The sequence below is a fragment of the Streptomyces sp. NPDC048277 genome (assembly GCF_040652235.1).
Taxonomy (GTDB): Bacteria; Actinomycetota; Actinomycetes; order Streptomycetales; family Streptomycetaceae; genus Streptomyces.
The window spans coordinates 37,758-60,595 of record NZ_JBEZLQ010000026.1 but is presented as its reverse complement, the minus strand read 5'-3'; the positions used below and the strand labels follow the sequence as shown (position 1 = coordinate 60,595).

The window sequence follows — 22,838 nt, the reverse complement described above, 5'->3', positions numbered from 1 at the left end:
CCGGAAGCATGCTAGGGCGTCCGAGGGTCTGCGAGAAGCCGACAACTCGGGCGCCTGTTTCCTGTGGCCTTACGTGCCGTCGTACCCGTGAGTCACTGAACAGACTGGTGGGCCCAGACCGAGGCAACGAGGGGGATCCACCACCCATGAACGGCTCGCGCATCGCCGCCGTCGGCCACTACCAGCCCGCCAGGGTACTCACCAACGAGGACCTGGCCGGCATGGTCGACACCAGTGACGAGTGGATCCGCAGCCGGGTGGGCATCGACACCCGGCACATCGCGGGCCCCGACGAACCCGTCGACGAGCTGGCCGCGCACGCCGGCGCCAAGGCCCTCGCCGCGGCCGGCCTCACCCCCGCGGACATCGACCTGGTCCTGGTCGCCACCTCCACCGCGATCGACCGCTCCCCGAACACCGCCGCGCGCGTCGCCGCCCGGCTCGGCATCCCGCAGCCCGCGGCCATAGATGTCAACGTGGTGTGCGCCGGGTTCACCCACGCGCTCGCCACCGCCGACCACACCGTCCGGGCCGGGGCCGCCACCCGGGCCCTGGTCATCGGCGCCGACAAGATGTCCGAGGTCACGGACTGGACCGACCGTACGACCTGTGTCCTGGTCGGCGACGGGGCGGGCGCGGCCGTGGTCGAGGCCTGCGGGCCCGGTGAGGAGCCCGGGATCGGACCGGTCCTGTGGGGTTCCGTCCCCGAGATGAGCCACGCGGTACGGATCGAGGGCACCCCGCCCCGGTTCGCGCAGGAGGGGCAGAGCGTCTACCGCTGGGCCACCACCCAGCTGCCGCCCATCGCCCGCCGCGCCTGCGAGAAGGCGGGTGTGGACCCCGTGGACCTCGCGGCGGTCGTCCTGCACCAGGCCAACCTGCGGATCATCGAGCCGCTCGCGGCGAAGATCGGCGCGGTCAACGCGGTGGTCGCCCGCGATGTCACCGAGTCCGGCAACACCTCGGCCGCGAGCATTCCGCTCGCCCTGTCGAAGCTGGTCGAACAGGGGCGGATCTCCGGCGGCGACCCCGTCCTGCTGTTCGGCTTCGGCGGCAACCTGTCGTACGCCGGGCAGGTCGTGCGCTGCCCCTGAGGTCGCGCGCCGGGTGTGCCGGGCCGGTGTGACGTGCCCGACTCCCGCTTCCCCTGGCGGCTGTGCACCGTAGACTGTAGACGAAAGACAATCGATACTGAGTGTCCGCGTGTACGGGTTGTCTGCTTGCCTGCGAAGGGGGACCCGATGTTGTCTGCCGGACTGCCGCAGGGGGCGGTGCCGAAGCTGGAACGCCCCGGCCCGCTCCGCGACCGCGTGTACGAGGCGCTGCTCGAACTCATCACCACCCGCGCCCTCCAGCCCGGCCAGCACCTCGTGGAGAGCGAACTCGCCGGCCACCTCGGCGTCTCCCGGCAGCCGGTCCGTGAGGCGCTCCAGCGCCTCAACACCGAGGGCTGGGTGGACCTTCGCCCCGCCCAGGGCGCGTTCGTCCACGAGCCGACGGAGGCGGAGGCCGACCAACTCCTCACCGTCCGCACCCTGTTGGAGGCGGAGGCGGCCCGCCTGGCGGCGGCCAACGCCGACAAGGCGGGAGTGGCCGCGCTGGAATCCCTGTGCGCCGAGGGCGAGAAGGCGGTCACCGCGGACGACGTGGACACGGCGGTCGCCCTGAACGCCGCGTTCCACACCAAGATCATGGACCTGGCCGGCAACGCGGTCCTCGCCGAACTCGCCGCCCAGGTCGACCGCCGGGTCCGCTGGTACTACACCCCGGTCGCCCGCCAACGCGGCCGCCAGTCCTGGATCGAACACCGCGAACTGATCGCCGCGATCACGGCCCGGGACGAACAACTGGCGACCACGCTGATGCGCGAACACACGGAACACACCCGGCGCTCGTACCACGAGCGGGCGAAGGCCTGACCGAGGTCCTGGAAGCCGGGGTGCGGCACAGGCCGACGAGCCCCGGGGCAGGGGTGCCCCAGGGCCTGTCGTACGCCGATGGCGGCGGAGGAACCGTCAGGTCGCCGTCTGCGGCTGGGCCGTCACCACCGTCGCCCCCGTGCCCGTCTCGCGGCCCGGTTGCCGGAGCAGCAGGGCCACCGCCGCCGCCAGCATCGAGATGCCGCCGGCCAGGGCGTACGCGCCGTTGTAGCCCCAGGCGCCTACCACCATGGAGCCGAGGCCGCCGCCGAAGAGGCCGGAGATGAGTTTGCCGCTGTAGACCAGGCCGTAGTTGGTGGCGTTGTAGTTCTCGCCGAAGTAGTCCGGGGTGAGGGCGGCGAAGAGCGGGTAGAAGGCGCCGCCGCCGAAGCCGGAGAGGAAGGCGAAGAACAGGAACAGCCACTCGCTCTTGACGTCACCGGCCCAGATCACGCCGAACTGGGCGAGGCCCAGGACGACGATGACGAAGACCAGTGTCGACTTGCGGCCGAAGCGGTCGGAGAGCCAGCCGACGACACCCCGGCCGACGCCGTTGATGACCGCCATCACGCCCATGGAGGAGGCGGCGACGAGCGGGCCGAAGCCGACGTCCTTCGCGAAGTCCACCTGGAAGGAGATGCCGAAGATCGAGACGCCGGCCGTCATGACGATCGCGATCCACATCAGGGGGAGCATGCCGGTGCGGATCGCCTCCTTGGGCGTGAACTGGCGTACCGCGGGAGGGTTCTTGGCGAGAGCCGTCGTGGACTTCGTGCCGCCCGCGTGGGTGAGCGGGTCGATGTCGGCCGGCCACCAGTTCTTCGGCGGGTCCTTGAAGAAGAACGCGGTGACCAGGACCACGATCATGACGTAGGCGCCGATCAGGTCCAGGACCCGGTGGTAGTTGGCCGTGTCGAAGGCGTAGTTGAAGATGAAGATGAAGGGCAGTGAGCCGTAGGCGAAGCCGCCGTTCACGAAACCCGTGCGGGCGCCCCGGCGTTCGGGGAACCACTTGCCGACCATGTTGATGCAGGTCGCGTAGACCAGGCCGGAACCGAGGCCGCCGATCACGCCGAAGCCTATGATCGCCAGCCAGATCTCGCTGATGTGGGAGAGGGCCAGGAAGCCGATCAGACACATCACGGACCCGGTGTACATGGCGCGCCGTGCGGTCAGGATGCCCTTCTCGCGCAGCCAGCCCGCCGGGAAGGCGATGCCGGCCTGGAAGAACACCCAGATGCTCAGGATCCAGAAGGTGTTGGACTGCGTCCAGCCGTGCGCGTGGGACAGGGTGTCCTCCGCGGAGCCGTACGCGTACTCGAAGACGCTGATCGCCATCATGGCGATCCACGGCAGGTACACCATGAGGTTGCGGGAGTGGCCGAGGATGTCCCGGTCGGTCTCGCCGATCCGGTACACACGGCCGCGGGCGTCCGTCACCTCACGGTACGGACGTCGTTCGGCGCCGGTGCTGTTCGTGGCTACAGGGTCTGCCGACATGTCACGCCATCTCCTCGCCGAGCGGATGCGGGTTGGGGACGATGCGCCGGGCGCTGGGCCTGCCCGGTGCCTTGAGGAAGAGGGCCAGCACTGCGGAGGCCAGGCCGACGGAGCCCGCGAGGACGAACGCGCCGTGGTAGTCCCACTCACCCACGACGACCGCGCCCAGACCGGAGCCCACCAGGCCGGAGATCAGCTTGGAGCTGTAGACCATCCCGTAGTTGGTGGCGTTGTTGTTCTCACCGAAGTAGTCCGCCGTCATGGCCGCGAAGAGCGGGAAGATCGCCCCGCCGCCGAAACCGGAGACCATCGAGCAGAACAGGAAGAACGGCATGCTGTGCATCTGGCCGGAGACCAGAACTCCGAACTGTGCCGTGCCGAGCACGATGCAGACGATGATCAGGGTGTTGCGGCGGCCGTAGCGGTCGGAGATCCAGCCGATGACGCCGCGCCCGGTGCCGTTGACGATGGCCTTCAACGACATCGCGGTGGCGACGATCCCGCCCGCGAACCCCATGTCCTTGCCGAACGGCACCTGGAAGGCGATGCCGAAGATATTGATCCCGGCCGTGCACAGCAGACAGAACCACATCATCCACAGGACGGGCGTACGGGCGGCCTCCTTGGGGGTGTACTGCTTGACCGCCGGCGGGTTCTTCTCCAACGCCCGCCGGATGCGCGGATCCTGAGTGGCCTTCAGCGGATCGACGTGCGGCGGCCACCAGTTCTTCGGCGGGTCCTGGAAGAACCAGCCCGCCGACGCCACCACCAGACACAGTCCGACGCCGACCGCGGAGAGCACGACCTGGTAGTTGCTCAGGTCGAGGACCGAGGTGAAGAGGAACACGAACGGCACGGAGCCGTAGGCGAAACCGCCGTTCACGAAGCCCGTCTTGCCGCCCTTGCGCTCCGGGTACCACTTGCCGACCATGTTCACGCAGCTCGCGTAGACGAGACCGGCGCCGATCCCGCTGCACATGCCGAAGCCGAGATAGGCGACGACGACGTTCGGCGCGAACGCCAGCGCCAGATAGCCCAGCAGCGTGCCGGCCGCGCCGATCAGCATGGCCGTACGGGCGGGGAGCCGTCCGCTCTCCCGCAGCTGCCCGGCCGGAAAGGCCACGGCCGCCTGGAAGAACACCCAGACGCCCATCAGCCAGAAGATGTGCCCACTGCTCCACAGATGCGCCTCGTGGAGCGTCTCCTCCGCCGACGTGAACGCGTACTCGGCGGAGCTGATGCCCATCATGCCCACCCAGGGCAGGATGACCATCCATTTCCTTGTGCGGCCCATGAGATCGACATCTGTCTCGCCGATCCGGTATCTGCGGCCGTTGCGGTCCGTCACCTCCCTGAAGGGGACGGACGCCGATAGATCGATGGATGACATGTTCGCTCAGCACCCCTTGCGTCGAAAGTTCTGGCCAGCGCCCCCTGTCCAATGCCTTTCGTGCGCGCACGGGTCCCGGGGCCGGCCGAGGACGCGCTCCGCCGGCCGGCCCCTTCCTCGGCTACGTCATGACGCGCCCCCCAGCAGCCCGGCCGCCCGCGCCCAGCGGTACTTGGCGCCGAGCACCGCCACCGGCCGTTCGGTCGTGTACGGGTACGCCACGACCCCCCGCTCGTACAGGTACTGGCAGGCCTCCTCGACCTCGACGTCCCCCGCGAGCGAGGCGACGACCGGCTTCTCGATGCCCCGCTCCCGGAACTCCGCGACCACCCGCGCGGTCAGCTCCGCGAACACCATCGGCGGGGTGACGATGGTGTGCCAGTAACCGAGCACCAGCGCATGGATCCGCGGGTCCTCCAGACCGAGCCGGATCGTCGCCTCGTACGTCGACGGCGGCTCGCCGCCCGTGATGTCCACCGGGTTGCCCGCGGCTCCGAAGGGCGGGATGAAGCGCCGGAACGCCTCGTCCAGGTCCGGCGGTATCTCCATCAGGGTCAGACCGTTGTCGGTGATGGCGTCCGAGAGCAGCACACCACTGCCACCCGCACCCGTGATGATCACGACGTTGTCGCCCTGCGGGGCCGGCAGCGCCGGCAGGCCGCGCGCGTACTCCAGCATGTCGTTCAGGCCCGGCGCCCGGATGACACCCGCCTGCCGCAGGATGTCGTCGTACACCGCGTCGTCGCCCGCGAGCGCGCCCGTGTGCGAACCGGCCGCCTTCGCACCGGCGGCCGTACGCCCCGCCTTCAGGACCACAACAGGCTTCCTGGGTACGGTGTTTCGCGCGGCCTCGACGAACGCGCGGCCGTCCTTGAGGTCCTCCAGGTGCATCGCGATGCACTCGGTGCGCGGGTCCTCGCCGAACCAGGTCAGCAGGTCGTCCTCGTCCAGGTCCGACTTGTTGCCGAGTCCGACGATCGCCGACACGCCTGTCTTGGTGGTGCGGGCGAAGCCCAGGATCGCCATGCCGATCCCGCCCGACTGGGACGTCAGCGCCACCCCGCCCTTCACGTCGTACGGCGTGCAGAACGTGGCGCACAGGTCCTGCCAGGTGGAGTAGTAGCCGTAGATGTTGGGGCCGAGAAGACGGATGCCGTACCGCTCGCCGATCGCGACGATCTCGGCCTGGAGCTCGTGCTCGCCGGTCTCCGCGAAACCGGACGGGATCAGGACGGCGTTGGGGATCCTCTTCCGGCCCACCTCCTCCAGCGCCGCTGCCACGAACTTGGCGGGAATGGCGAAGACGGCCACATCCACCTCACCGGGAACGTCCGTGACACTCTTGTACGCCTTGCGGCCGAGAATGTCATCGGCCTTGGGGTTCACCGGATGGATCTCCCCGGCGAAGCCGCCGTCCACGAGGTTGCGCATCACCGAATTGCCGATCTTGCCCTGCTCGTTGGAGGCACCGATCACGGCGACCGAACGGGGCTGCATCAGCCGCCGCATCGTTCCCAGAATCTCGTCGCGTGTGTACGTCCGGCGCGGTGGCGGCTGGTGCTCCGCCAGGATGATCCGGATGTCGGCGGCGACCGCGCCCTCCGGCGTGGCGATCACCGGATTCAGGTCCACCTCGGCTATCTCCGGGAAGTCCGCGACCAGTTGGGACACCCGGCGGATCTGCTCGGCGACCGCCCAGCGGTCCACCCCGGCCTGCCCGCGCACCCCGCGCAGCACCTCGGCCGCCTTGATGGAGTCCAGCATCGACAGCGCCTCGTCGGCGGAGACGGGCGCGAGCCGGAAGGTCACGTCCTTCAGCACCTCGACCAGCACCCCGCCGAGCCCGAAGGCGACCACCTTCCCGAAGGTCGGGTCGGTGACCGCGCCGACGATCACCTCCGTGCCCTTCGGCAGCAACTCCTGGACCTGGACGCCCTCGATACGGGCATCGGCGTTGTAGCCGCGCGCGTTCTCGACGATCCGGTGGAAGGCCGCGCGCACGTCCGCGGCGCCCTCGACGCCGACGATCACCCCGCCCGCGTCGGTCTTGTGCAGGATGTCCGGTGAGACGATCTTCATGACGACCGGTCCGCCGAAGCGCGCCGCGTACGCCACCGCCTCGTCGACGTCGGTGGCCAGCTCCTCGCCCGGTACGGCGATCCCGTACGCGTCGGCGATCACCTTGCCCTCCGGCGCGGTGAGTGCCGTACGGCCCTCCGCGCGCACGGAGTCGAGGAGCGCGCGGACCCGCAGCTCCCGGTCCTCTGCCATCACGTCAGATCACTCCGTTCGACTTGAGCAGGCGCAGCTCCTCGTCGCCGAGGCCCAGTTCGCCGATGTAGACCTCTTCGTTGTGCTCGCCGAGGAGGGGTGAACTGACCACTTCGACAGGGGAGTCGGAGAGCTTGAGCGGGCTGCCGACGGTCACGAACTCACCGCGCTCGGGGTGCGGGACGGTGACCACCATCTCGTTGGCGACCAGCGACTCGTCCTCGATGATCTCCTTGGTGGAGAGGATCGGCCCGCACGGGATGTTGTGGGCGTTGAGCCGCTCCAGCACCTCCCACTTGGGGAGCGTCGAGGACCACTCCTCGATCAGCTGGAACATCTTGTTCAGCTTGGGCAGACGGGACTCCGGCGTCGCCCACTCGGGGTCGTCCGCGAGCTCGGGCCGGCCGATGAGCTGGGTGATCGGCTGCCAGCCGACGGGCTGCACGATCACGTAGACGTAGTCGTTCGGGCCGCCCGGTGCGCACTGGACCGCCCAGCCGGGCTGGCCGCCGCCGGAGGCGTTGCCGGAGCGGGGCACCTCGTCGCCGAAGTCCTCGTTCGGGTACTCGGCGAGCCGGCCGTGGGTGAGGCGCTGCTGGTCGCGCAGCTTCACCCGGCAGAGGTTGAGCACGGCGTGCTGCATGGCGACGTTGACGCGCTGCCCGCGGCCGGTGCGCTCGCGCTGGAAGAGTGCCGCCAGTATCCCGGCTACTGTATGCACTCCGGTGCCCGAGTCGCCGATCTGAGCGCCCGTGGCCAGCGGCGGCCCGTCCTCGAATCCGGTGGTCGACATCGACCCACCCATCGCCTGGGCGACGACCTCGTAGGCCTTGAAGTTGGTGTACGGGCCGTCCCCGAACCCCTTGATGGAGGCGTACACGATCCGGGGGTTGATCTCCTTGATGCGGTCCCAGGTGAACCCCATCCGGTCGACCGCGCCCGGCCCGAAGTTCTCCACCATGACGTCCGAGCGGCGGATCAGCTCGGTCAGCAGCTGCTTGCCGCGCTCGGTCTTGGTGTTGAGGGTGATGCTCCGCTTGTTGCAGTTGAGCATCGTGAAGTAGAGGGAGTCGACGTCCGGGAGGTCGCGCAGCTGCTTGCGCGTGATGTCACCGGTCGGCGCCTCCAGCTTGACGACGTCCGCACCGAGCCAGGCGAGCAGCTGGGTGGCGGAGGGGCCCGACTGGACATGGGTCATGTCGAGGACGCGAATGCCCTCAAGTGCCTTGGTGGTCATGGGCGTTCCACCTCACTTGTACATGGTCTGGTTCATGGTTCCGGGGGCGTACGCGTCCGGGTCGACCCAGACGTTGATCAGCGAGGGCTTGCCCGACTCGCGGGCCCGGCGCAGGGCGGGGCCGATGTCGGCGGGGTCGCGGACCTCCTCGCCGTAACCGCCCAGCATCTGGGCGAACTTGTCGTAGTGGACGTCCCCGAGGGTGTTGCCGACCCGCTCGCGCTCCTTGCCGTACTTGGCGGCCTGGCCGTAACGGATCTGGTTCATCGAGGAGTTGTTGCCGACGATCCCGACGAAGGGCAGGTCGTAGCGGACCAGGGTCTCGAAGTCCCAGCCGGTGAGCGAGAAGGCGCCGTCGCCGAAGAGGGCGACCACCTCCTTGTCGGGGCGGGCCTGCTTGGCGGCGAGCACGAAGGGGACGCCGACACCGAGGGTGCCGAGCGGCCCGGGGTCCATCCAGTGCCCTGGCGACTTGGGCTGCACGACCTGCCCGGAGAACGTGACGATGTCGCCGCCGTCGCCGATGTAGATGGAGTCCTCGGTGAGGAAGTCGTTGATCTCGCTGACCAGGCGGTACGGGTGGATGGGGGAGGCGTCCGAGCGCAGGCTCGGCAACCGCTTCTCCAGTGCGGTCTGTTCGGCGGCGCGCAGCTCGTCGAGCCACTCCTTGCGCCGCGACGCCCCGCCGTTGACCCGGCCGGAGGCGGCCTCGGTCACCGACTTCAGGACCAGGCCCGCGTCCCCGACGATCCCGAGGTCGATGTCCCGGTTCTTGCCGACCGTGCGGTAGTCGAGGTCGATCTGGACGACGGTCGCGGTGGGGGAGAGTCGCTTGCCGTAGCCCATCCGGAAGTCGAAGGGCGTGCCGACGATCACGATCACGTCGGCGTTGGAGAAGGCGTACCGGCGCGAGAGCTGGAAGTGGTGCGGGTCGCCGGGCGGCAGGGTGCCGCGTCCCGCGCCGTTCATGTAGGCCGGGATGTTGAGGGTGCGGACGAGGTCGATGGCCGCCGCGGTGCCCCGGGTCGTCCAGACCTGGCTGCCCAGCAGGATGGCCGGCTTCTCCGCGTGCACGAGCAGGTCGGCGAGCTTCTCGATCGACTCGGGGTCGCCGGCCGAGCGGGTGGAGGCGCGGTAGGCGCCCGCCTTCGGTACCCGCGCCTTCTCCGCCGGGACCTTGGCGTCCAGCACGTCGCGCGGGATCTCCAGGAAGGAGGGGCCGGGTGCGCCGTGGTAGCACTCGCGGAACGCCATCGACACCATGTCGGCGGCGCGCGCGGTGTCCGGGACGGTCGCCGCGAACTTGGTGATCGGCGTCATCATGTCGACGTGCGGCAGGTCCTGGAGGGACCCCATCTTGTGCTGGCTGTGCGCCCCCTGGCCGCCGATCAGCAGCATCGGGGACTCCGCGCGGAAGGCGTTGGCGACCCCGGTGACGGCGTCGGTCGTACCCGGACCGGCGGTGACGACCGCGCAACCGGGCCTGCCGGTGATGCGCGCGTAGCCGTCGGCGGCATGGGCGGCCACCTGCTCATGGCGGACGTCGACGACTTCTATGCCCTCGTCGACGCAGCCGTCGTAGATGTCGATGATGTGGCCGCCGCACAGGGTGTAGATACGGTCGACCCCCTCGGCCTTCAGCGCCTTGGCAACGAGATGACCACCGGAAATCACGTCCTGGGTGTCGTCGGGCATGGCGAAGTCCTGTCCCTTCGTAGGGGGTTGGAACGCTCTCGCGGTACATTGCATACAGTCGACGGATACTGTATGAACCTTGTTATCCCGCATCCGGTGGGTGGTGTCCAGGGGGCGTGCGGCACTTTCAAGACAGGAGCCGAAATGGACCTGTACGAGCACCAGGCAAGGGAACTCTTCGAGGAACACGGCATCGTGGTGCCGAGGGCAGAGGTAACCGACTCACCCAAGGAGGCCCGCGAGATCGCCCGCCGACTCGGCGGGAAGGTCGTCGTGAAGGCGCAGGTCAAGACCGGTGGCCGGGGCAAGGCGGGCGGGGTGAAGCTCGCCGCCGACCCGGCCGCGGCGGAGCTCACGGCACGTCAGATTCTCGGCATGGACATCAAGGGACACACGGTCGGCAAGGTGATGCTGGCCCAACCCGTCGCCATCGACAGCGAGTTCTACGTCTCGTACGTCCTCGACCGGGCGGCCGGCGGCTTCCTCGCCATCGCCTCCGCCGAGGGCGGCATGGAGATCGAGGAGGTGGCCGCGACCCGGCCGGAGGCGGTGGCCCGGGTCCGCGTCGACCCCGCGGTCGGCGTGACCTCCGCCAAGGCCCAGGAGATCGCCACGGCCGCCGGACTGCCGCCGCAGACCGTCGACGTCCTCGTACGGCTCTGGCAGGTGCTGGTCCGCGAGGATGCGGTGCTCGTCGAGGTGAACCCGCTCGTGCGCACCGAAGAGGGCCGGATCCTGGCCCTCGACGGCAAGGTCACCCTCGATGACAACGCCCGCTTCCGGCAGTCACGTTGGGGCGCGGAGGAGGGCGAGCACCACGACCCGCTGGAGGCGGCGGCCGCCGCGAAGGGACTCAACTACGTCAAGCTCGACGGCGAGGTCGGCATCATCGGCAACGGTGCGGGGCTGGTGATGTCCACCCTGGACGTGGTGGCCGGCTGCGGCGCGCGGCCCGCCGACTTCCTGGACATCGGCGGCGGGGCGTCCGCCCGGATCATGGCCGACGGGCTGTCGGTGATCCTCTCCGACCCGGCCGTGAAGTCCGTGTTCGTCAACGTCTTCGGCGGGATCACGGCGTGCGACGCGGTCGCCGACGGCATCGTGCAGGCCCTGGAGACCGTCCGGTTGACCAAGCCGCTGGTGGTCCGCCTCGACGGCAACAACGCGGCACGCGGCCGGGCGATCCTCGACGCACGCGCGCACCCCCTGGTCGAACAGGCCGCCACCATGGACGGCGCCGCCCGCCGTGCCGCCGAACTCGCCCACGCCGTCTGAGGAGTTGTGTCATGGCGATCTACCTCACCAAGGAGAGCAAGGTCCTCGTCCAGGGCATGACCGGCGCCGAGGGCATGAAGCACACCCGGCGGATGCTCGCCGCCGGCACCGATGTCGTCGGCGGGGTCAACCCGCGCAAGGCCGGCCGGAGCGTCGACTTCGACGACCGGGCCGTCCCCGTCTACGGCACGGTCGCCGAGGGCATGGCGGCGACCGGCGCCGATGTCACCGTCGTCTTCGTGCCGCCCGCGTTCGCCAAGGCGGCGGTGCTGGAGGCCGCCGACGCCGGTATCGGCCTCGCGGTCGTGATCACCGAGGGCATCCCGGTCCACGACTCGGTGGCCTTCACCTCGTACGCGAAGCGGAACGGCACCCGGATCATCGGGCCCAACTGCCCCGGCCTGATCACCCCGGGTCAGTCCAACGCGGGCATCATCCCGGCCGACATCACCAAGCCGGGCCGGATCGGGCTCGTCTCCAAGTCGGGCACACTGACCTACCAACTCATGTACGAGCTGCGGGACATCGGCTTCTCCACCTGTGTGGGCATCGGCGGTGACCCGGTCGTCGGCACCAACCACATCGACTGCCTGGCCGCGTTCCAGGAGGACCCCGACACCGAACTCGTCGTCCTCATCGGGGAGATCGGCGGTGACGCGGAGGAACGGGCCGCCGCGTACGTCCGGGACCACGTCACCAAGCCGGTCGTCGGCTACATCGCCGGGTTCACCGCGCCCGAGGGCCGCACCATGGGGCACGCGGGCGCCATCGTCTCCGGCTCGGCCGGCACCGCGCGGGCCAAGCAGGAGGCGCTGGAAGCGGCCGGGGTGCGGGTGGGGAGCACACCCACCGAGACGGCCCGGCTCGTCCTCGAACTCCTGGCAGCGGGGGGATGACCATGGCCCTCGTCCGCAAGCCCGGCACCGGCTGGCACGACGCCTGGGCGCGCTGCCTCGCCGTCGCCCCCGAGGCCTTCCGGGACGACCGCGTCCTCAACCTCTGGGCCGCCGCCTGGCAGCCCGACGGCCGCCCGCTGCCCGCGACCAGCCCCGTCGACGGCAGCCCCATCGCCGGCGCCCCGCGGCTCGACCGGGACACCGCCCGGCAGGCCGTCCGCGCCTCCCTCGACCAGCACCGCGCCTGGCGGTACGTCCCACTGGAGGAGCGCAGGGCCCGGGTCGCCGCCACGCTCGACGCCCTCACCGAACACCGCGAACTCCTCGCCCTGCTCCTCGTCTGGGAGATCGGCAAGCCCTGGCGGCTGGCCCAGGCGGACGTGGACCGCGCGATCGACGGGGTCCGCTGGTACGTCGACGGCATCGAGCCGATGCTCGCCGGCCGGGCCCCGCTGGACGGGCCGGTGTCCAACATCGCCAGCTGGAACTACCCGATGAGCGTGCTCGTTCACGCGGTACTGGTCCAGGCACTGGCGGGCAACGCGGTCGTCGCGAAGACCCCGACCGACGGCGGGGTCGCCTGTCTCACCCTGGCCTGCGCCCTGGCCGCCCGGGAGGGTCTGCCGGTCACCCTCCTCAGCGGCAGCGGGGGCGAGCTGTCCGAGGCGCTGGTGCGGGCACCCGAGATCGGCTGCGTCTCCTTCGTCGGCGGCCGGGACACGGGAGCCGCGGTGGCCACGGCCGTCGCCGACCTCGGCAAACGGCATGTACTCGAACAGGAGGGACTCAACACCTGGGGCATCTGGAACTTCACCGACTGGGCCGCGCTGACGGCCGTAGTCCCCAAGCTCTTCGACTACGGAAAACAGCGCTGCACCGCCTACCCCCGCTTCGTCGTCCAGCGCCAACTGTTCGACGAGTTCCTCACCGCCTACCTCCCGGCGGTCCGCGAGCTGCGGATCGGCCACCCCCTCGCGGTCTCCGACCCCGGGGACCCGCTCCCCGAACTGGACTTCGGGCCGGTGATCAACGCGGCCAAGGCCAAGGACCTGACCGACCAGGTGGCCGAGGCCGTGGACCGCGGCGCGGTCCCACTGCACCGCGGCAGCCCGGCCGACGCGCGCTTCCTGCCCGGCCAGGACACCTCGGCGTACCTCCACCCGGTCACGCTCCTCAACCCGCCCCCGTCCTCCCCGCTGCACCACGCGGAACCCTTCGGCCCGGTCGACACGATCGTCCTGGTCGACACGGAGGCCGAACTGCTGGCCGCCATGAACGCGTCCAACGGCGCGCTGGTCGCCACGCTCTCCACCGACGACGAAGCCACCTTCGCGCGGCTGGCCCCGCACATCCGCGCCTTCAAGGTCGGCCACGGAAAGCCGCGGTCGCGCGGGGACCGCGACGAACTGTTCGGCGGATTCGGCGCGTCCTGGCGGGGCGCCTTCGTCGGCGGCGACCTGCTGGTGCGGGCGGTGACGCGCGGCCCGGCGGGGGAGCGGCTGCCGGGGAACTTCGCGGAGTATCAGCTCATGCCGTGACGGCGGTGAGCACAGGCGCGACGACCTCCTCGGCGAGCCTGCGCACCACACCCTCGGGATAGGGGCGCGGCAGGCTCAGCACGATGTGGTTCATGCCCGCGCGAACCAGGCCGAGGACCGTGGCCCGGGTCGCCGCCGGGTCGTCGTACGACACCAGGACCTGTACCGAGCGGACGATCTCCGCCGGATCCCGGCCCAGTTCGGCGCAGTGCGCGTCCAGCACCCTGGCCCGCCCGGCGACGAACTCCACGGTGTTGTGCGGCGGCCCGGGCACGTTCCAGACGTCGGCGTGCTCGGCGGCCAGCCGCAGCAGCCGGGTGCCCCAGCCGCCGATCAGCAGCGGAGGCCCCGGGCGCTGCACCGGCTTGGGCTCGTTCCGGGTCCCCCTGAGCCGGTAGTGCGCGCCGTCGAAGTCGAAGACGTCCCGGGTCCACATCAGCTTCAGGATGCGTACGGTCTCGTCGAGCCGGGCGATGCCTTCGGCGGGCGGCACCAGCGTGAGGCCGTACGCCTCGTACTCCGCGACCGCCGGATTCGGGCCCGGGATCCCGCCCGCCCCCGGCGGCTGGTGCGTCCCGCCGACACCCAGGCCGAGCACCAGCCGGCCACCCGAGACCACGTCCACGGTCGAGGCCATCTTGCCGAGCAGCGCGGGCGGCCGGATCCGGTTGCTGGTCACCAGCAGACCGAGCCGCAACCGCTCGGTCTGCGCGGCCAGGGCGGCGAGCAGCGTCCAGCCCTCATGGACGGCGCCGTCCTTCGGCCCGGCCACCGGCAGCAGATGGTCCCAGAGCCAGGCGTCCGCGATCTCCGGTATCGCGTCGGCCTCCTGCCAGACACGGCGGATGTCGTCGTAGGGGACGTGCATGGGGGTGGTCTTGATGCCGAAACGCACGGTCGGCACCGTCGTCGCAGTCGTCGTCATGTCCGTCAGCGTAGTAAATCATCAGCCGAGCTGACGATCAGTTTTCGATATCGTCTACGACATGATCAACGACCCCCTCGAATCCCGGCTCGGCTACCTCCTCAAGCACGTCCAGGCGGAGCTGGCCCGGACCTCGGCCGAGACCCTCGCGCCGTACGGCATGGACGGGCACGAACTGGCAGTGCTCGTGGTGCTGGCCGGAGCCGAGCCGCTGTCCCAGATCGAGGTGGCCGGGCGGCTCGGAGTGGACCGCACGACGATGGTCGCCCTGCTCGACGGTCTGGAACGGCGCGGACTGGTCGCCCGCCGGCGCAGCTCGCAGGACCGGCGGCGCAACATCGTCGAACTGACCGAGACCGGACGCGAGCGGATGGCGCGGGCCGAGGAGGCCCGGCTGGCCGCCGAGCGCCGCTTCCTCGCCCCGCTGGACGAGGAGACGGCCGCGACCCTCGTCCGCGCCCTGCGCGCGCTGCTCCCCGTCCGGTAACGGCCGGGTCACGGCCGGTGACACCTCGCCGACCTGCGGATACATCGACGGAAACGCAGGTGAAGGGCGCTCCGAAAGCTTGGTATTGTTGTCCATGTCGCCGCGGGGAACACCCCCGGTCAGGCGGCAGACACCTAGTCCGGGTGGCGGAATGGCAGACGCGCTAGCTTGAGGTGCTAGTGCCCTTTAACGGGCGTGGGGGTTCAAGTCCCCCCTCGGACACAGATGAGAACCCTGCCTGTGCGGGTCGAGCCGATGCTCGGCCCGCACAAGCTGTTTTGCGGGCTCGACCGTCAGCTTGAGTCCAAGGTTCTGGTAGATGTCCGCCTGCACATCTTCTTGTACTGCGGAAACACTGGAAGTCTCGGGCCCGGCCGAGAACTCGGCGCTGCCGCACAGTCGCGCAGCATTTCCGGCAACGAACCGCCGCGGCGCAGGCATCGGTCGGCACCGCGCTCCTCGTGGAGCGACGGGAGACTGCTGGTCGAGTCGGCTCACCGGCTTCGTCGCCGAGCCGACCTGCCGGAATGAACTGATCACGTTCACAGAGGCCGGCCGCGCCATTCTCACGAAGAACTACGTGGCCTACGTTGCCGAATCCGGCGCGCCCGCATGGTCAAAGTGCTGAGCGAGCAGCTCTCGTGTACCGAGTTTGAACGGCCGGCGCTCGATGTTTTTCGACTTCGAGGTTTCGGGAGGCATGGGGCAGAGCGTGATGTCCAGGCCCCTCTCGGCAGCCACTTTCCATCGGTTCGTGGGGTCAGATGGTTTGCTCGGTGGGGCGTACCAGTAGTTCGTTGAGGGCTACGTGGGATGGCCGGGTGACCATGAAGGTGACGGTGTGTGCGATGTCCTCGGGCTGGAGCAGGCCGTATCCAGTGGGGTGCGTCGCGTCGGGTGCGTGGCGTCGCCCGCTGGTGGTGAGTTCGGTGACCACCAGGCCGGGTTCCACGAGGCCGGCACGTACATGTGTGCCTGCGAGTTCCTGACGCAGGGCTTCGGTGAAGGCACAGACGGCGTGCTTGGTGGCTGCGTAGACATTGCTGTGCGCACCTGGAATTTTGCGGCCTGCGATGGAACTGATGGTGACGAGGTCGGCGACACCTCGATCGCTGTTGGCCGCGGCTCGGCACAAATGAGGCAGCGCGGCGTGCGTGGTGTTGAGTACGCCGGTGAGATTCACCTCGACTGTCGCATGCCAGTCGGCCAGGTCGGCGGTCATCGCGGGGCCCCAGGTTCCGCTGCCCGCGTTGTTGATCAGGATGTCGATCCCACCGCAGTCGGCTGCTGCCTCGTCGATTGCCGTGCGGACGGCGTCGGCGTCGGTGACGTCTGCCGGATAGCACCGTGCATAGCCGCCCCCCTGTCCGTTGATGGAGTCGGCGAGTTGGCTGAGCTGGCTCTGACGCCGTGCGATGAGCGCGACGTCGGCACCTTCGGCGGCGAGCGCTCGGGCGGTCGCGGCGCCGATGCCGCTGGACGCCCCCGTGACCACGGCTGTTGTGTTTGCGAGCATTATGACCTTCCTACTGCACGCGTGAGATGAGACGACGACCTGTTTCGGTCAGGCGCGGTTCAACCGCTTCTGGGTGAGGAACCACCAGGCAGTTGCCATGACGGCAAGAACAGTCCCCGCACCGCAGATGCCAGGCCATCCCGCTGCGGGACAGACAAGCGAGACGGCGCCGGAGGCGAGGGCCCCGCCGATGAACTGCGACACGACCAGGGCCGTCGTCAAGCGGCTACGCGCCTCGGGCACGAGGGCGTATACGGCTGTCTGATGGCTTATCGACAAGCCTTGCAGGGCGAAATCAAGCAGAACGATCCCCGCTATCAGTGCAGTCAGCCACTGCTGCCCCAGGGCGAGAAGCCCCCAGCTGATCAGGAGGGCGCCCAGGGCAGCCGACATGAGGCGACGAGCATGCCCGGCATCTGTGAGACGGCCGGCCAGTGGCGCGGCCACCGCCCCGGCGAGCCCGGCCAGGCCGAACAGGCCGATGGTCACTGGTGAGTAGCGGTAACCAGGTCCCGCGAGGAGGAAAGCCAGCGACGTCCACAGCAGGGTGAAACATGCCATGCCCATCGCTGCCAGCACCATGCGCTGCCGGAGTACGGCCTGGGTCGCCACCAGTTCGAGAATCGAGCGCAGCGCCCGTCGATACGACAAGGCGTCCACCGCAGGTACGGCCGGCACCATCGACCGCACGGCGACTGCCATCACGGCCATGAGCGCGGCAGCGACCACGTACACGGATCTCCATCCCGCTACGTCGGCCAGCAGGCCGGAGAAGGTCCGTGCCACCAGGATTCCGATCAGCAGGCCACTCATGACCGTGCCGACGACCTGCCCGCGGAGCGCGTCCCCGGCAAGCGATGCCGCAAGCGGGACAGCGATCATCGCGGCTGACGAAGTCACCCCGACGACGACAAGTGCCATGGCCAGTGCACTGAACGCGGGTGCACAGGCGGCCACGCTCAATGCGACTGCGCTCGATGCAAGCAGCGCCGTCAGCAGTCGACGGCGATCGGTCAGATCGCCCAATGGCACGACGAACGCGAGCGCCAGGGCGTAGCCCACCTGGGCCGCGGCCACGAGCAGTGCAGTCCTGCCCTCCGAGACGGACAACGCGTGAGCGATCTCCGGCAGCAGAGGCTGCGCGTAGTAGAGGTTGGCCGCCGCAGTGCCGGTGACTGCCGCAAGCAGGAGCACGAGCCGCCGTGAAGGGCTCTTCTGCGGCTCAACGGGACAGTCACCTCGACTGTCCGTTTTGCCTAACTGATCGATATTCATCATCACCCACTCGTCTGCCAACACTACTGTTGGCGAGTGCTCACGGTATGCCCACGGACGACCAACGGCAACGTTGGTGTTGGCGATAGGGTTGCTTTGTGGTCAGAGACATCGAGGCGACCAAGCGGCGCATCTACGAGGCGGCACTGGCAGAGTTCGCTGAATTCGGCATGCACGGCACAACGATCGACCGCATCGCCGGGCGGGCCGCGGTCAACCGAGAGCGTGTCTATGCGTACTTCGGCGACAAGAGTCACCTCTTCACCGTCGTCATCCGTACCGAACTGGAGAAGATCGCCGAAGCCGTACCGTTGATCATCACCGGTCCCACGGACATCGGTGACTTCGCCGGACGCACCTTCGACTACCAGCAGGAGCACCCCGACCTTGCCCGTCTGGTCCTCTGGGAAGGGCTTGCCGACACCGGCAGCGTTCCTGAGGAACCGGGCCGGACGGAGCTGTATGCGGGCAAAGCCGCAACCATCGAGGCAGCCCAGCGGGCCGGAGTAATCGACGACAGCATCGACCCGGGCACCCTCGTATTCCTGGTCATTGCACTCGCCAGCTACTGGGCAGCCGCACCTCAGATCGCCCGTATGCTCACCACGGGCAGCTCAGCACAGGCGAACCGCCGGGCTGCCGTCGTCAACGCCGCCCAGCGCATGGTCGCGCGGTCGTCCGACGAGCGGATGTGACGGCCACAGCCTCATGACCAGTGCTGTGATCTCGTACGCCGTGCCAAGGGCGCGTGGCCGGGTCACCAAGCCGGCTCGCCCAGCCGGCTTGCCCAGCGACCGGTACCCCTGATCAGCGCCGAGGCGCAGTGATCAAGGGCATCAGGACTTCGTCGACGATGGCGTTCACTTCCGCCGGGGACACATGGTCGTGATCCATCAGCGCCTGAATGACAAGGCCCGGTCCGACCGCCGCGACCAACGGGGTAACGGCTCCGGGATCAGCTTCTCCGCGGTCCACGGCGGCACGCAGAACGTTCATGAACTGCTGCCGACGCGGCTCGATGACGAGGCGACGCACACTGGCGTACAGTTCGGCGTTCCGTGGCCGTTGCGTGATCAACGGCAGAAACGCACGGCCGTGGGGCTGCTCGGCCACTGTGCCTGCCAACGAGTTGAGCATGGCCACAAGGTCACTTCGCAGGCTGCCCGTGTTGGGCTCCGCCGGGGCACCGAAACCGGAGACGGGATCAGTGAGCGCCGCCAGTACGAGCTGAGCAGGCGTCGACCACCTTCGATACAGCGATGCCTTGCCGGTCCCGGCGCTGGACGCGATCTTGTCGAAGCTCAGCTTGTCGAAGCCGTTCTCCGCGAGGTCCCGCAAGGTCGTCAGATAGATGGCCCGGGTCAACGACTCCCCTCGGCGGCGCGTCGCCTTCGGTGACGATGCGGAATCCTGCGGTGCGGACTGCGAAGACATGGTTCCTTTATAACTGGTAGTGGCGCGAAACCATGCGTAGTCACCTGTCACAGCAGCTGGCCACGGCTTGCACGGCTGGGGAGCAGCCCAGCCGTTCCAGGCGGAGCGACAGCCGGGGTTGGGGCCTGAGAAGATCCGGGTCCTCAGAGGGCACACCCAATGCGGTCGGAGCAGCAGGATTCCTGGCCGTCGTGCCGCAGTGGGTGGGTAGGCCGCACCCGGATCACGTCCTGTGAGGTGATGTAGTCACTGGCCGAGCTGATTCGAATCCGGCTGTGACGGAAGCCGGTTGTCCTTCCCCAGGCCGGACGCGAACGCTCGGGTTCAGGTGGTCCGGCGTCCTTTCTGCGACAGGACCAGGCCGTCGTGGTGTTCATCTCACGGAGTTCCGTTCTCCCGACTGGGAGCATCTCACCGACTGTCTCTTTCGGGGGAGGGGAGCTGACGGCTTGGACTACTGGGCCCCTCCAACTGAACCATCACGCCGTCCTCTACGTCGTTGGACTCCAGGCGCGGGCTGTCTGCCGTGATCTCCAGCCCACCAGAATGCCGGGCGCGTGTACCTCCAAGCGCTCGGCCGGCATGCGAGTAGCAAGCCGTCTCTTGTCGGCGGCCAGAGCGAAGAAGAGGCCGCGTCTCCTCACCTTCGATCAGCGACTACGCCCATGGGCATAGGGCCAACACGGGAGCGCTCAATCGCTGACTGACAGCTCTCCCACGAGATATGACCGTCGGCGAAGACGCCGGCCGGGCCCGCGCCGGCAGCCTTCCCCGGGCCCTCGCCACCTTCCGCAGCCTGGCGATCAGCCTCGCCCACCTCGCCGGATGGAAGAACAATGCCGCCGCCCACGACCACTACCACCCGGCCGACGCCCTACGCGAGCTCGGTCTCACCCGCTGAGCGCATCACCCCTGCTACCCGACTTGACCACACAATGCCGGGATTGCCACCCCACGGTCCGGGGTAGCCTGCCGGGACGCGGTACCGCAAAGGGGGCGGATCTGCACCCGGAAACCGCTCGGGCGATCTCGGGCCGAGCGCCGGGAGATTCGGCTGTGCCCGGCAGGAACCGCGCGACTGCTCATCTCGCGTGCAACTGCTTCTGGACTGGGGGTCCTGCAATGGCACCGAAGATCGACAACACGTCAGATGCGTATCTGATCCAGCGCTACGACGAGTTATACAACCGGAGTAGCGAATTCAGGTCACTCCTTCACAACGTCGTCACCAGCATGCGTGCCCTCAAGCTCAATCTGAACCCGGGGGCCGGGGCGGCACATTATGACCCGACAGACAACTCGATCACGGTCTGGCGGCAGAACAGCGGCGGGGGCGGGGGCAACAAGACGGACGAGCAGGTCCGCGACGACCTCTTCTTCGAGCTTCACAACGCGAAGAAGAGCATGGCCTTCGACACCATCCGCGGTGCCACCGGCTACAACCTCGCTTCCTTGACGGGCGACGTCAAGAAGGCCGCAGGATATGCACTGTCCATCGAATGGCAGGAATGGATCAACGTCGTGGAATCCACGATCTTGGTCAACATCGTGAACAGCACACCGGGCGCACAACTGCTGCCCAGTCCGCCCCCATACCAGGCGAACTTCAACCCCGGTGCGGCAAGTTGGCTGAAGTTCTCGAACTACCTCCAGGCGCAGGTGAAAATCGGGCATACCACCTCGTACGACAAGGCCGCGCCCGGCCAACAATGGAAGGGTTACGACATCCTCCGGGTTGTTGCCTCCGCCGGCGGGAACAGCTCCTACCTGGAAATCACTTCGAACGAGATAGCATCCCAGAAGATCAATTCCCGGGGAAATCCGTTCATTTGGGATCTCGTCAAGCCCCTCCAACTGAACTAGCCTCGATCTTGCATGACGGTCCGCCAACGGAGTGGGTGGGCCGTTTCGCTTTCTGTGGCTGATGGTGGGCATGCTGGCGGCCCGAGTGTCGCGTCGGGTGGGCGCCGGGTTCCACTGCTCCGGGCTGGGTCCTCTTTTCGTAGGGACAGGTGAATCTGTTGGTCAGCCGGGGTTCGGCAGGAGGGTGAGCCGTTCGAGGGCGCCTGTGATCTCGTGGGCCCAGGGCCAGTGGCGGGCGAGGCGGAGGATGCGGCGCCGGCCGGTGGTGACGAGTTGGCCGGCGGCGGAGAACAGGCGGAACCGCAGGCGGCGCGGTTCCCAGAGCCTTGCCTGGCCGGTCAGGGCGAGCATGGGCATCCAGGCCAGCAGGTCGAGAGCGATCTGGACGATCTCCAGCCAGATGCCGTTCTGCGCGGTGTCGTGCAGGGGAAGGTTGCGCAGGCCGGTCGAACGCGCGGCCCGGATGCGGTCCTCCGCGCGGGCCCGCAGCCGGTGGCGGAGCTCGGCGATCGGCCGGTCGAGGGTGTTCGTGGCGAAACAGGTGATCCGCATGCCGTCGGCGTCCGTGATTCTCAACTGGGCACCGGGGTGTGGCCGTTCCCTGCGGACGATCAGCCGCAGGCCCTTGGGCCAGCCGTCCAGGACGTCGCCGGCGAGTTCGGCGACCCAGGCGCCGTCGCGGACCTCGCCGTCCGTCTCGACGGCCGGGGTCCAGGCTGATGCTGGGATCTTGAGGACGTGGCTGTGGATGGCCTCGGTGATCACCATGCCGACCGAGTAGGACAACCAGCGCCCGCGCTGGGCGAGCCAGGCGACGAACTCGTGAGTGCCGCCTGCGGAATCGCAGCGGATGAGGGTCTGCCGCCCGCGCCGGTACTTCTTCGGCAGTTGGGCCAGAGCGAGGCGGGCGGCACTGATGTGGTCGGCGGCCGTGTTCGAGCCCGCGTTGCCCGGCCTCAGCAGGGCCGCGGCGGCCTCGGCGGTTCCGCCCGGTCCGTGGTCGACGAATCCCATCAGCGGGTGGTGGCCTTAGGTCTTCTTCCAGGTCGGGGCGGCGTCCTGCTTGTCCGAGTGCGCGAGGACCAGCACTCCGTCCAGGTCCACGGTCACCCGCCCGTCGGCGTCCGGAGCCCGACCTGCAGCCAACTCCCAGACCCGGCTGCGGACTTCGGCCCGAGCCGCGCGGATCGCGGTCAGTGCCTTCCCGCCGGCGGTGGCGAGGGTGTCGATCAGGCGGGAGACCGTCGGGTCGGAGGCCACCGGTCCGAACACGGCCGGCTCGGACCGCAGCAGTGCGACGTCGGCGAGGCAGTCCCCGCCGAGCGCGACCGCCAGCGCGAGGTCCAGGAGGACCTTGCCCGGGTCGTGGACGGCCCGCGGTTTCTGCCAGGGCGCCAATGCCGCGGATATCGCCCGGTCAAGACCGGTCTTGCGGACCGTCTCCGCCAACAGGGCCGCACCGGCCTGCGAGACCACCTGCCGGCCGTCACCCTGGACACGGACGCGTGGGTAGGACGCGATAGGCTCTCTCACCTGGAAAGTACTCTTTCCCTCGCAGCCAACAGGATCCTCAGCAAGTCCTATCGTTGCAGGTCAAGAGCACTTTCCGTGTTTCTG

18 protein-coding genes, 1 tRNA gene and 1 pseudogene are annotated in these 22,838 nt (G+C 68.8%); 10 read left to right on the top strand and 10 right to left on the bottom strand.

Annotation, left to right across the window (positions count from 1 at the left end):
- Positions 1 to 146: 146 nt before the first annotated feature.
- On the top strand, positions 147 to 1,094 hold the full coding sequence (locus AB0D85_RS40300) for a beta-ketoacyl-ACP synthase III (RefSeq protein ID WP_362332047.1): 948 nt from the start codon (positions 147 to 149) through the stop codon (positions 1,092 to 1,094).
- Positions 1,095 to 1,241: 147 nt separating this feature from the next.
- On the top strand, positions 1,242 to 1,919 hold the full coding sequence (locus AB0D85_RS40295) for a GntR family transcriptional regulator (RefSeq protein WP_362332044.1): 678 nt from the start codon (positions 1,242 to 1,244) through the stop codon (positions 1,917 to 1,919).
- A gap of 96 nt (positions 1,920 to 2,015) precedes the next feature.
- On the opposite strand, the gene AB0D85_RS40290 is transcribed toward AB0D85_RS40295, so the two are convergent.
- From AB0D85_RS40290 to AB0D85_RS40270, 5 genes are all read right to left on the bottom strand, one after another.
- The gene (locus AB0D85_RS40290; protein WP_362332041.1) at positions 2,016 to 3,419 is read right to left on the bottom strand and encodes an OFA family MFS transporter; all 1,404 of its coding nucleotides are present in this window, start codon (positions 3,417 to 3,419) and stop codon (positions 2,016 to 2,018) included.
- A gap of 1 nt (position 3,420) precedes the next feature.
- Entirely contained in the window at positions 3,421 to 4,809 is a 1,389-nt protein-coding gene (locus AB0D85_RS40285; protein WP_362332038.1) for an OFA family MFS transporter, read from the bottom strand.
- Between the two features lie 126 nt (positions 4,810 to 4,935).
- Complete coding sequence (locus AB0D85_RS40280; RefSeq protein WP_362332035.1) at positions 4,936 to 7,080, bottom strand: acetate--CoA ligase family protein; 2,145 nt, start codon at positions 7,078 to 7,080, stop codon at positions 4,936 to 4,938.
- 4 nt (positions 7,081 to 7,084) lie between these two features.
- Positions 7,085 to 8,317, bottom strand: a complete 1,233-nt coding sequence (gene frc / locus AB0D85_RS40275) for a formyl-CoA transferase (RefSeq protein WP_362332032.1) — start codon at positions 8,315 to 8,317, stop codon at positions 7,085 to 7,087.
- A gap of 12 nt (positions 8,318 to 8,329) precedes the next feature.
- Positions 8,330 to 10,012 (bottom strand): thiamine pyrophosphate-binding protein, encoded by a 1,683-nt coding sequence (locus tag AB0D85_RS40270; protein WP_362332029.1) that lies wholly within the window; start codon positions 10,010 to 10,012, stop codon positions 8,330 to 8,332.
- 144 nt (positions 10,013 to 10,156) lie between these two features.
- Here AB0D85_RS40270 and sucC point away from each other — a divergent pair, with 144 nt between their 5' ends.
- From sucC to AB0D85_RS40255, 3 genes are read left to right on the top strand one after another with little or no spacing between them, the layout of a single operon-like run.
- Complete coding sequence (gene sucC / locus AB0D85_RS40265; RefSeq protein ID WP_362332026.1) at positions 10,157 to 11,287, top strand: ADP-forming succinate--CoA ligase subunit beta; 1,131 nt, start codon at positions 10,157 to 10,159, stop codon at positions 11,285 to 11,287.
- 11 nt (positions 11,288 to 11,298) lie between these two features.
- Entirely contained in the window at positions 11,299 to 12,183 is an 885-nt protein-coding gene (gene sucD, locus AB0D85_RS40260; protein WP_362332023.1) for a succinate--CoA ligase subunit alpha, read from the top strand.
- On the top strand, positions 12,180 to 13,721 hold the full coding sequence (locus AB0D85_RS40255) for an aldehyde dehydrogenase family protein (protein ID WP_362332020.1): 1,542 nt from the start codon (positions 12,180 to 12,182) through the stop codon (positions 13,719 to 13,721). Before sucD ends, AB0D85_RS40255 begins: the two co-directional genes overlap by 4 nt.
- Here the strand turns inward: AB0D85_RS40255 and AB0D85_RS40250 are convergent.
- Positions 13,711 to 14,646 carry an LLM class flavin-dependent oxidoreductase gene (locus AB0D85_RS40250; RefSeq protein ID WP_362332017.1) on the bottom strand — a complete coding sequence of 312 codons (936 nt, stop codon included), beginning with the start codon at positions 14,644 to 14,646 and terminating at the stop codon, positions 13,711 to 13,713. The genes AB0D85_RS40255 and AB0D85_RS40250 overlap by 11 nt on opposite strands.
- A gap of 61 nt (positions 14,647 to 14,707) precedes the next feature.
- Between AB0D85_RS40250 and AB0D85_RS40245 the strand changes: the two genes are divergently transcribed.
- Positions 14,708 to 15,133 carry a MarR family winged helix-turn-helix transcriptional regulator gene (locus tag AB0D85_RS40245; protein WP_362332014.1) on the top strand — a complete coding sequence of 142 codons (426 nt, stop codon included), beginning with the start codon at positions 14,708 to 14,710 and terminating at the stop codon, positions 15,131 to 15,133.
- Between the two features lie 137 nt (positions 15,134 to 15,270).
- Positions 15,271 to 15,355 (top strand) — tRNA-Leu (locus AB0D85_RS40240).
- 538 nt (positions 15,356 to 15,893) lie between these two features.
- Here AB0D85_RS40240 and AB0D85_RS40235 read toward each other — a convergent pair.
- Positions 15,894 to 16,628 (bottom strand): SDR family oxidoreductase, encoded by a 735-nt coding sequence (locus AB0D85_RS40235; protein WP_362332011.1) that lies wholly within the window; start codon positions 16,626 to 16,628, stop codon positions 15,894 to 15,896.
- A gap of 69 nt (positions 16,629 to 16,697) precedes the next feature.
- Positions 16,698 to 17,945 carry an MFS transporter gene (locus AB0D85_RS40230; protein WP_362332008.1) on the bottom strand — a complete coding sequence of 416 codons (1,248 nt, stop codon included), beginning with the start codon at positions 17,943 to 17,945 and terminating at the stop codon, positions 16,698 to 16,700.
- A 77-nt stretch (positions 17,946 to 18,022) separates the two neighbouring features.
- Between AB0D85_RS40230 and AB0D85_RS40225 the strand changes: the two genes are divergently transcribed.
- Positions 18,023 to 18,619, top strand: coding sequence for a TetR family transcriptional regulator (locus AB0D85_RS40225; RefSeq protein WP_362332005.1), 597 nt, complete (start codon positions 18,023 to 18,025; stop codon positions 18,617 to 18,619).
- 112 nt (positions 18,620 to 18,731) lie between these two features.
- Here the strand turns inward: AB0D85_RS40225 and AB0D85_RS40220 are convergent, their stop codons facing one another.
- The gene (locus AB0D85_RS40220; protein ID WP_362332002.1) at positions 18,732 to 19,358 is read right to left on the bottom strand and encodes a TetR/AcrR family transcriptional regulator; all 627 of its coding nucleotides are present in this window, start codon (positions 19,356 to 19,358) and stop codon (positions 18,732 to 18,734) included.
- Positions 19,359 to 20,082: 724 nt separating this feature from the next.
- Here AB0D85_RS40220 and AB0D85_RS40215 point away from each other — a divergent pair.
- A complete protein-coding gene (locus tag AB0D85_RS40215; protein WP_362331998.1) occupies positions 20,083 to 20,259 on the top strand; it encodes a hypothetical protein in 177 nt (58 codons plus the stop codon).
- A gap of 221 nt (positions 20,260 to 20,480) precedes the next feature.
- Positions 20,481 to 21,221 carry a hypothetical protein gene (locus tag AB0D85_RS40210; RefSeq protein WP_362331995.1) on the top strand — a complete coding sequence of 247 codons (741 nt, stop codon included), beginning with the start codon at positions 20,481 to 20,483 and terminating at the stop codon, positions 21,219 to 21,221.
- Positions 21,222 to 21,383: 162 nt separating this feature from the next.
- Here AB0D85_RS40210 and AB0D85_RS40205 read toward each other — a convergent pair.
- Positions 21,384 to 22,754 (bottom strand): annotated as a pseudogene (locus AB0D85_RS40205) (IS1380 family transposase).
- Between the last annotated feature and the right edge of the window lie 84 nt (positions 22,755 to 22,838).

Coding starts and splice junctions, on each gene's coding strand:
- AB0D85_RS40245 (WP_362332014.1), top strand. CDS start 14,708: ATGATCAACGACCCCCTCGAATCCCGGCTCGGCTACCTCCTCAAGCAC.
- frc (WP_362332032.1), bottom strand. CDS start 8,317: ATGACCACCAAGGCACTTGAGGGCATTCGCGTCCTCGACATGACCCAT.
- AB0D85_RS40210 (WP_362331995.1), top strand. CDS start 20,481: ATGGCACCGAAGATCGACAACACGTCAGATGCGTATCTGATCCAGCGC.
- AB0D85_RS40215 (WP_362331998.1), top strand. CDS start 20,083: ATGACCGTCGGCGAAGACGCCGGCCGGGCCCGCGCCGGCAGCCTTCCC.
- AB0D85_RS40290 (WP_362332041.1), bottom strand. CDS start 3,419: ATGTCGGCAGACCCTGTAGCCACGAACAGCACCGGCGCCGAACGACGT.
- AB0D85_RS40250 (WP_362332017.1), bottom strand. CDS start 14,646: ATGACGACGACTGCGACGACGGTGCCGACCGTGCGTTTCGGCATCAAG.
- AB0D85_RS40220 (WP_362332002.1), bottom strand. CDS start 19,358: ATGTCTTCGCAGTCCGCACCGCAGGATTCCGCATCGTCACCGAAGGCG.
- AB0D85_RS40280 (WP_362332035.1), bottom strand. CDS start 7,080: ATGGCAGAGGACCGGGAGCTGCGGGTCCGCGCGCTCCTCGACTCCGTG.
- AB0D85_RS40295 (WP_362332044.1), top strand. CDS start 1,242: ATGTTGTCTGCCGGACTGCCGCAGGGGGCGGTGCCGAAGCTGGAACGC.
- AB0D85_RS40255 (WP_362332020.1), top strand. CDS start 12,180: ATGACCATGGCCCTCGTCCGCAAGCCCGGCACCGGCTGGCACGACGCC.
- AB0D85_RS40270 (WP_362332029.1), bottom strand. CDS start 10,012: ATGCCCGACGACACCCAGGACGTGATTTCCGGTGGTCATCTCGTTGCC.
- AB0D85_RS40285 (WP_362332038.1), bottom strand. CDS start 4,809: ATGTCATCCATCGATCTATCGGCGTCCGTCCCCTTCAGGGAGGTGACG.
- AB0D85_RS40300 (WP_362332047.1), top strand. CDS start 147: ATGAACGGCTCGCGCATCGCCGCCGTCGGCCACTACCAGCCCGCCAGG.
- sucC (WP_362332026.1), top strand. CDS start 10,157: ATGGACCTGTACGAGCACCAGGCAAGGGAACTCTTCGAGGAACACGGC.
- sucD (WP_362332023.1), top strand. CDS start 11,299: ATGGCGATCTACCTCACCAAGGAGAGCAAGGTCCTCGTCCAGGGCATG.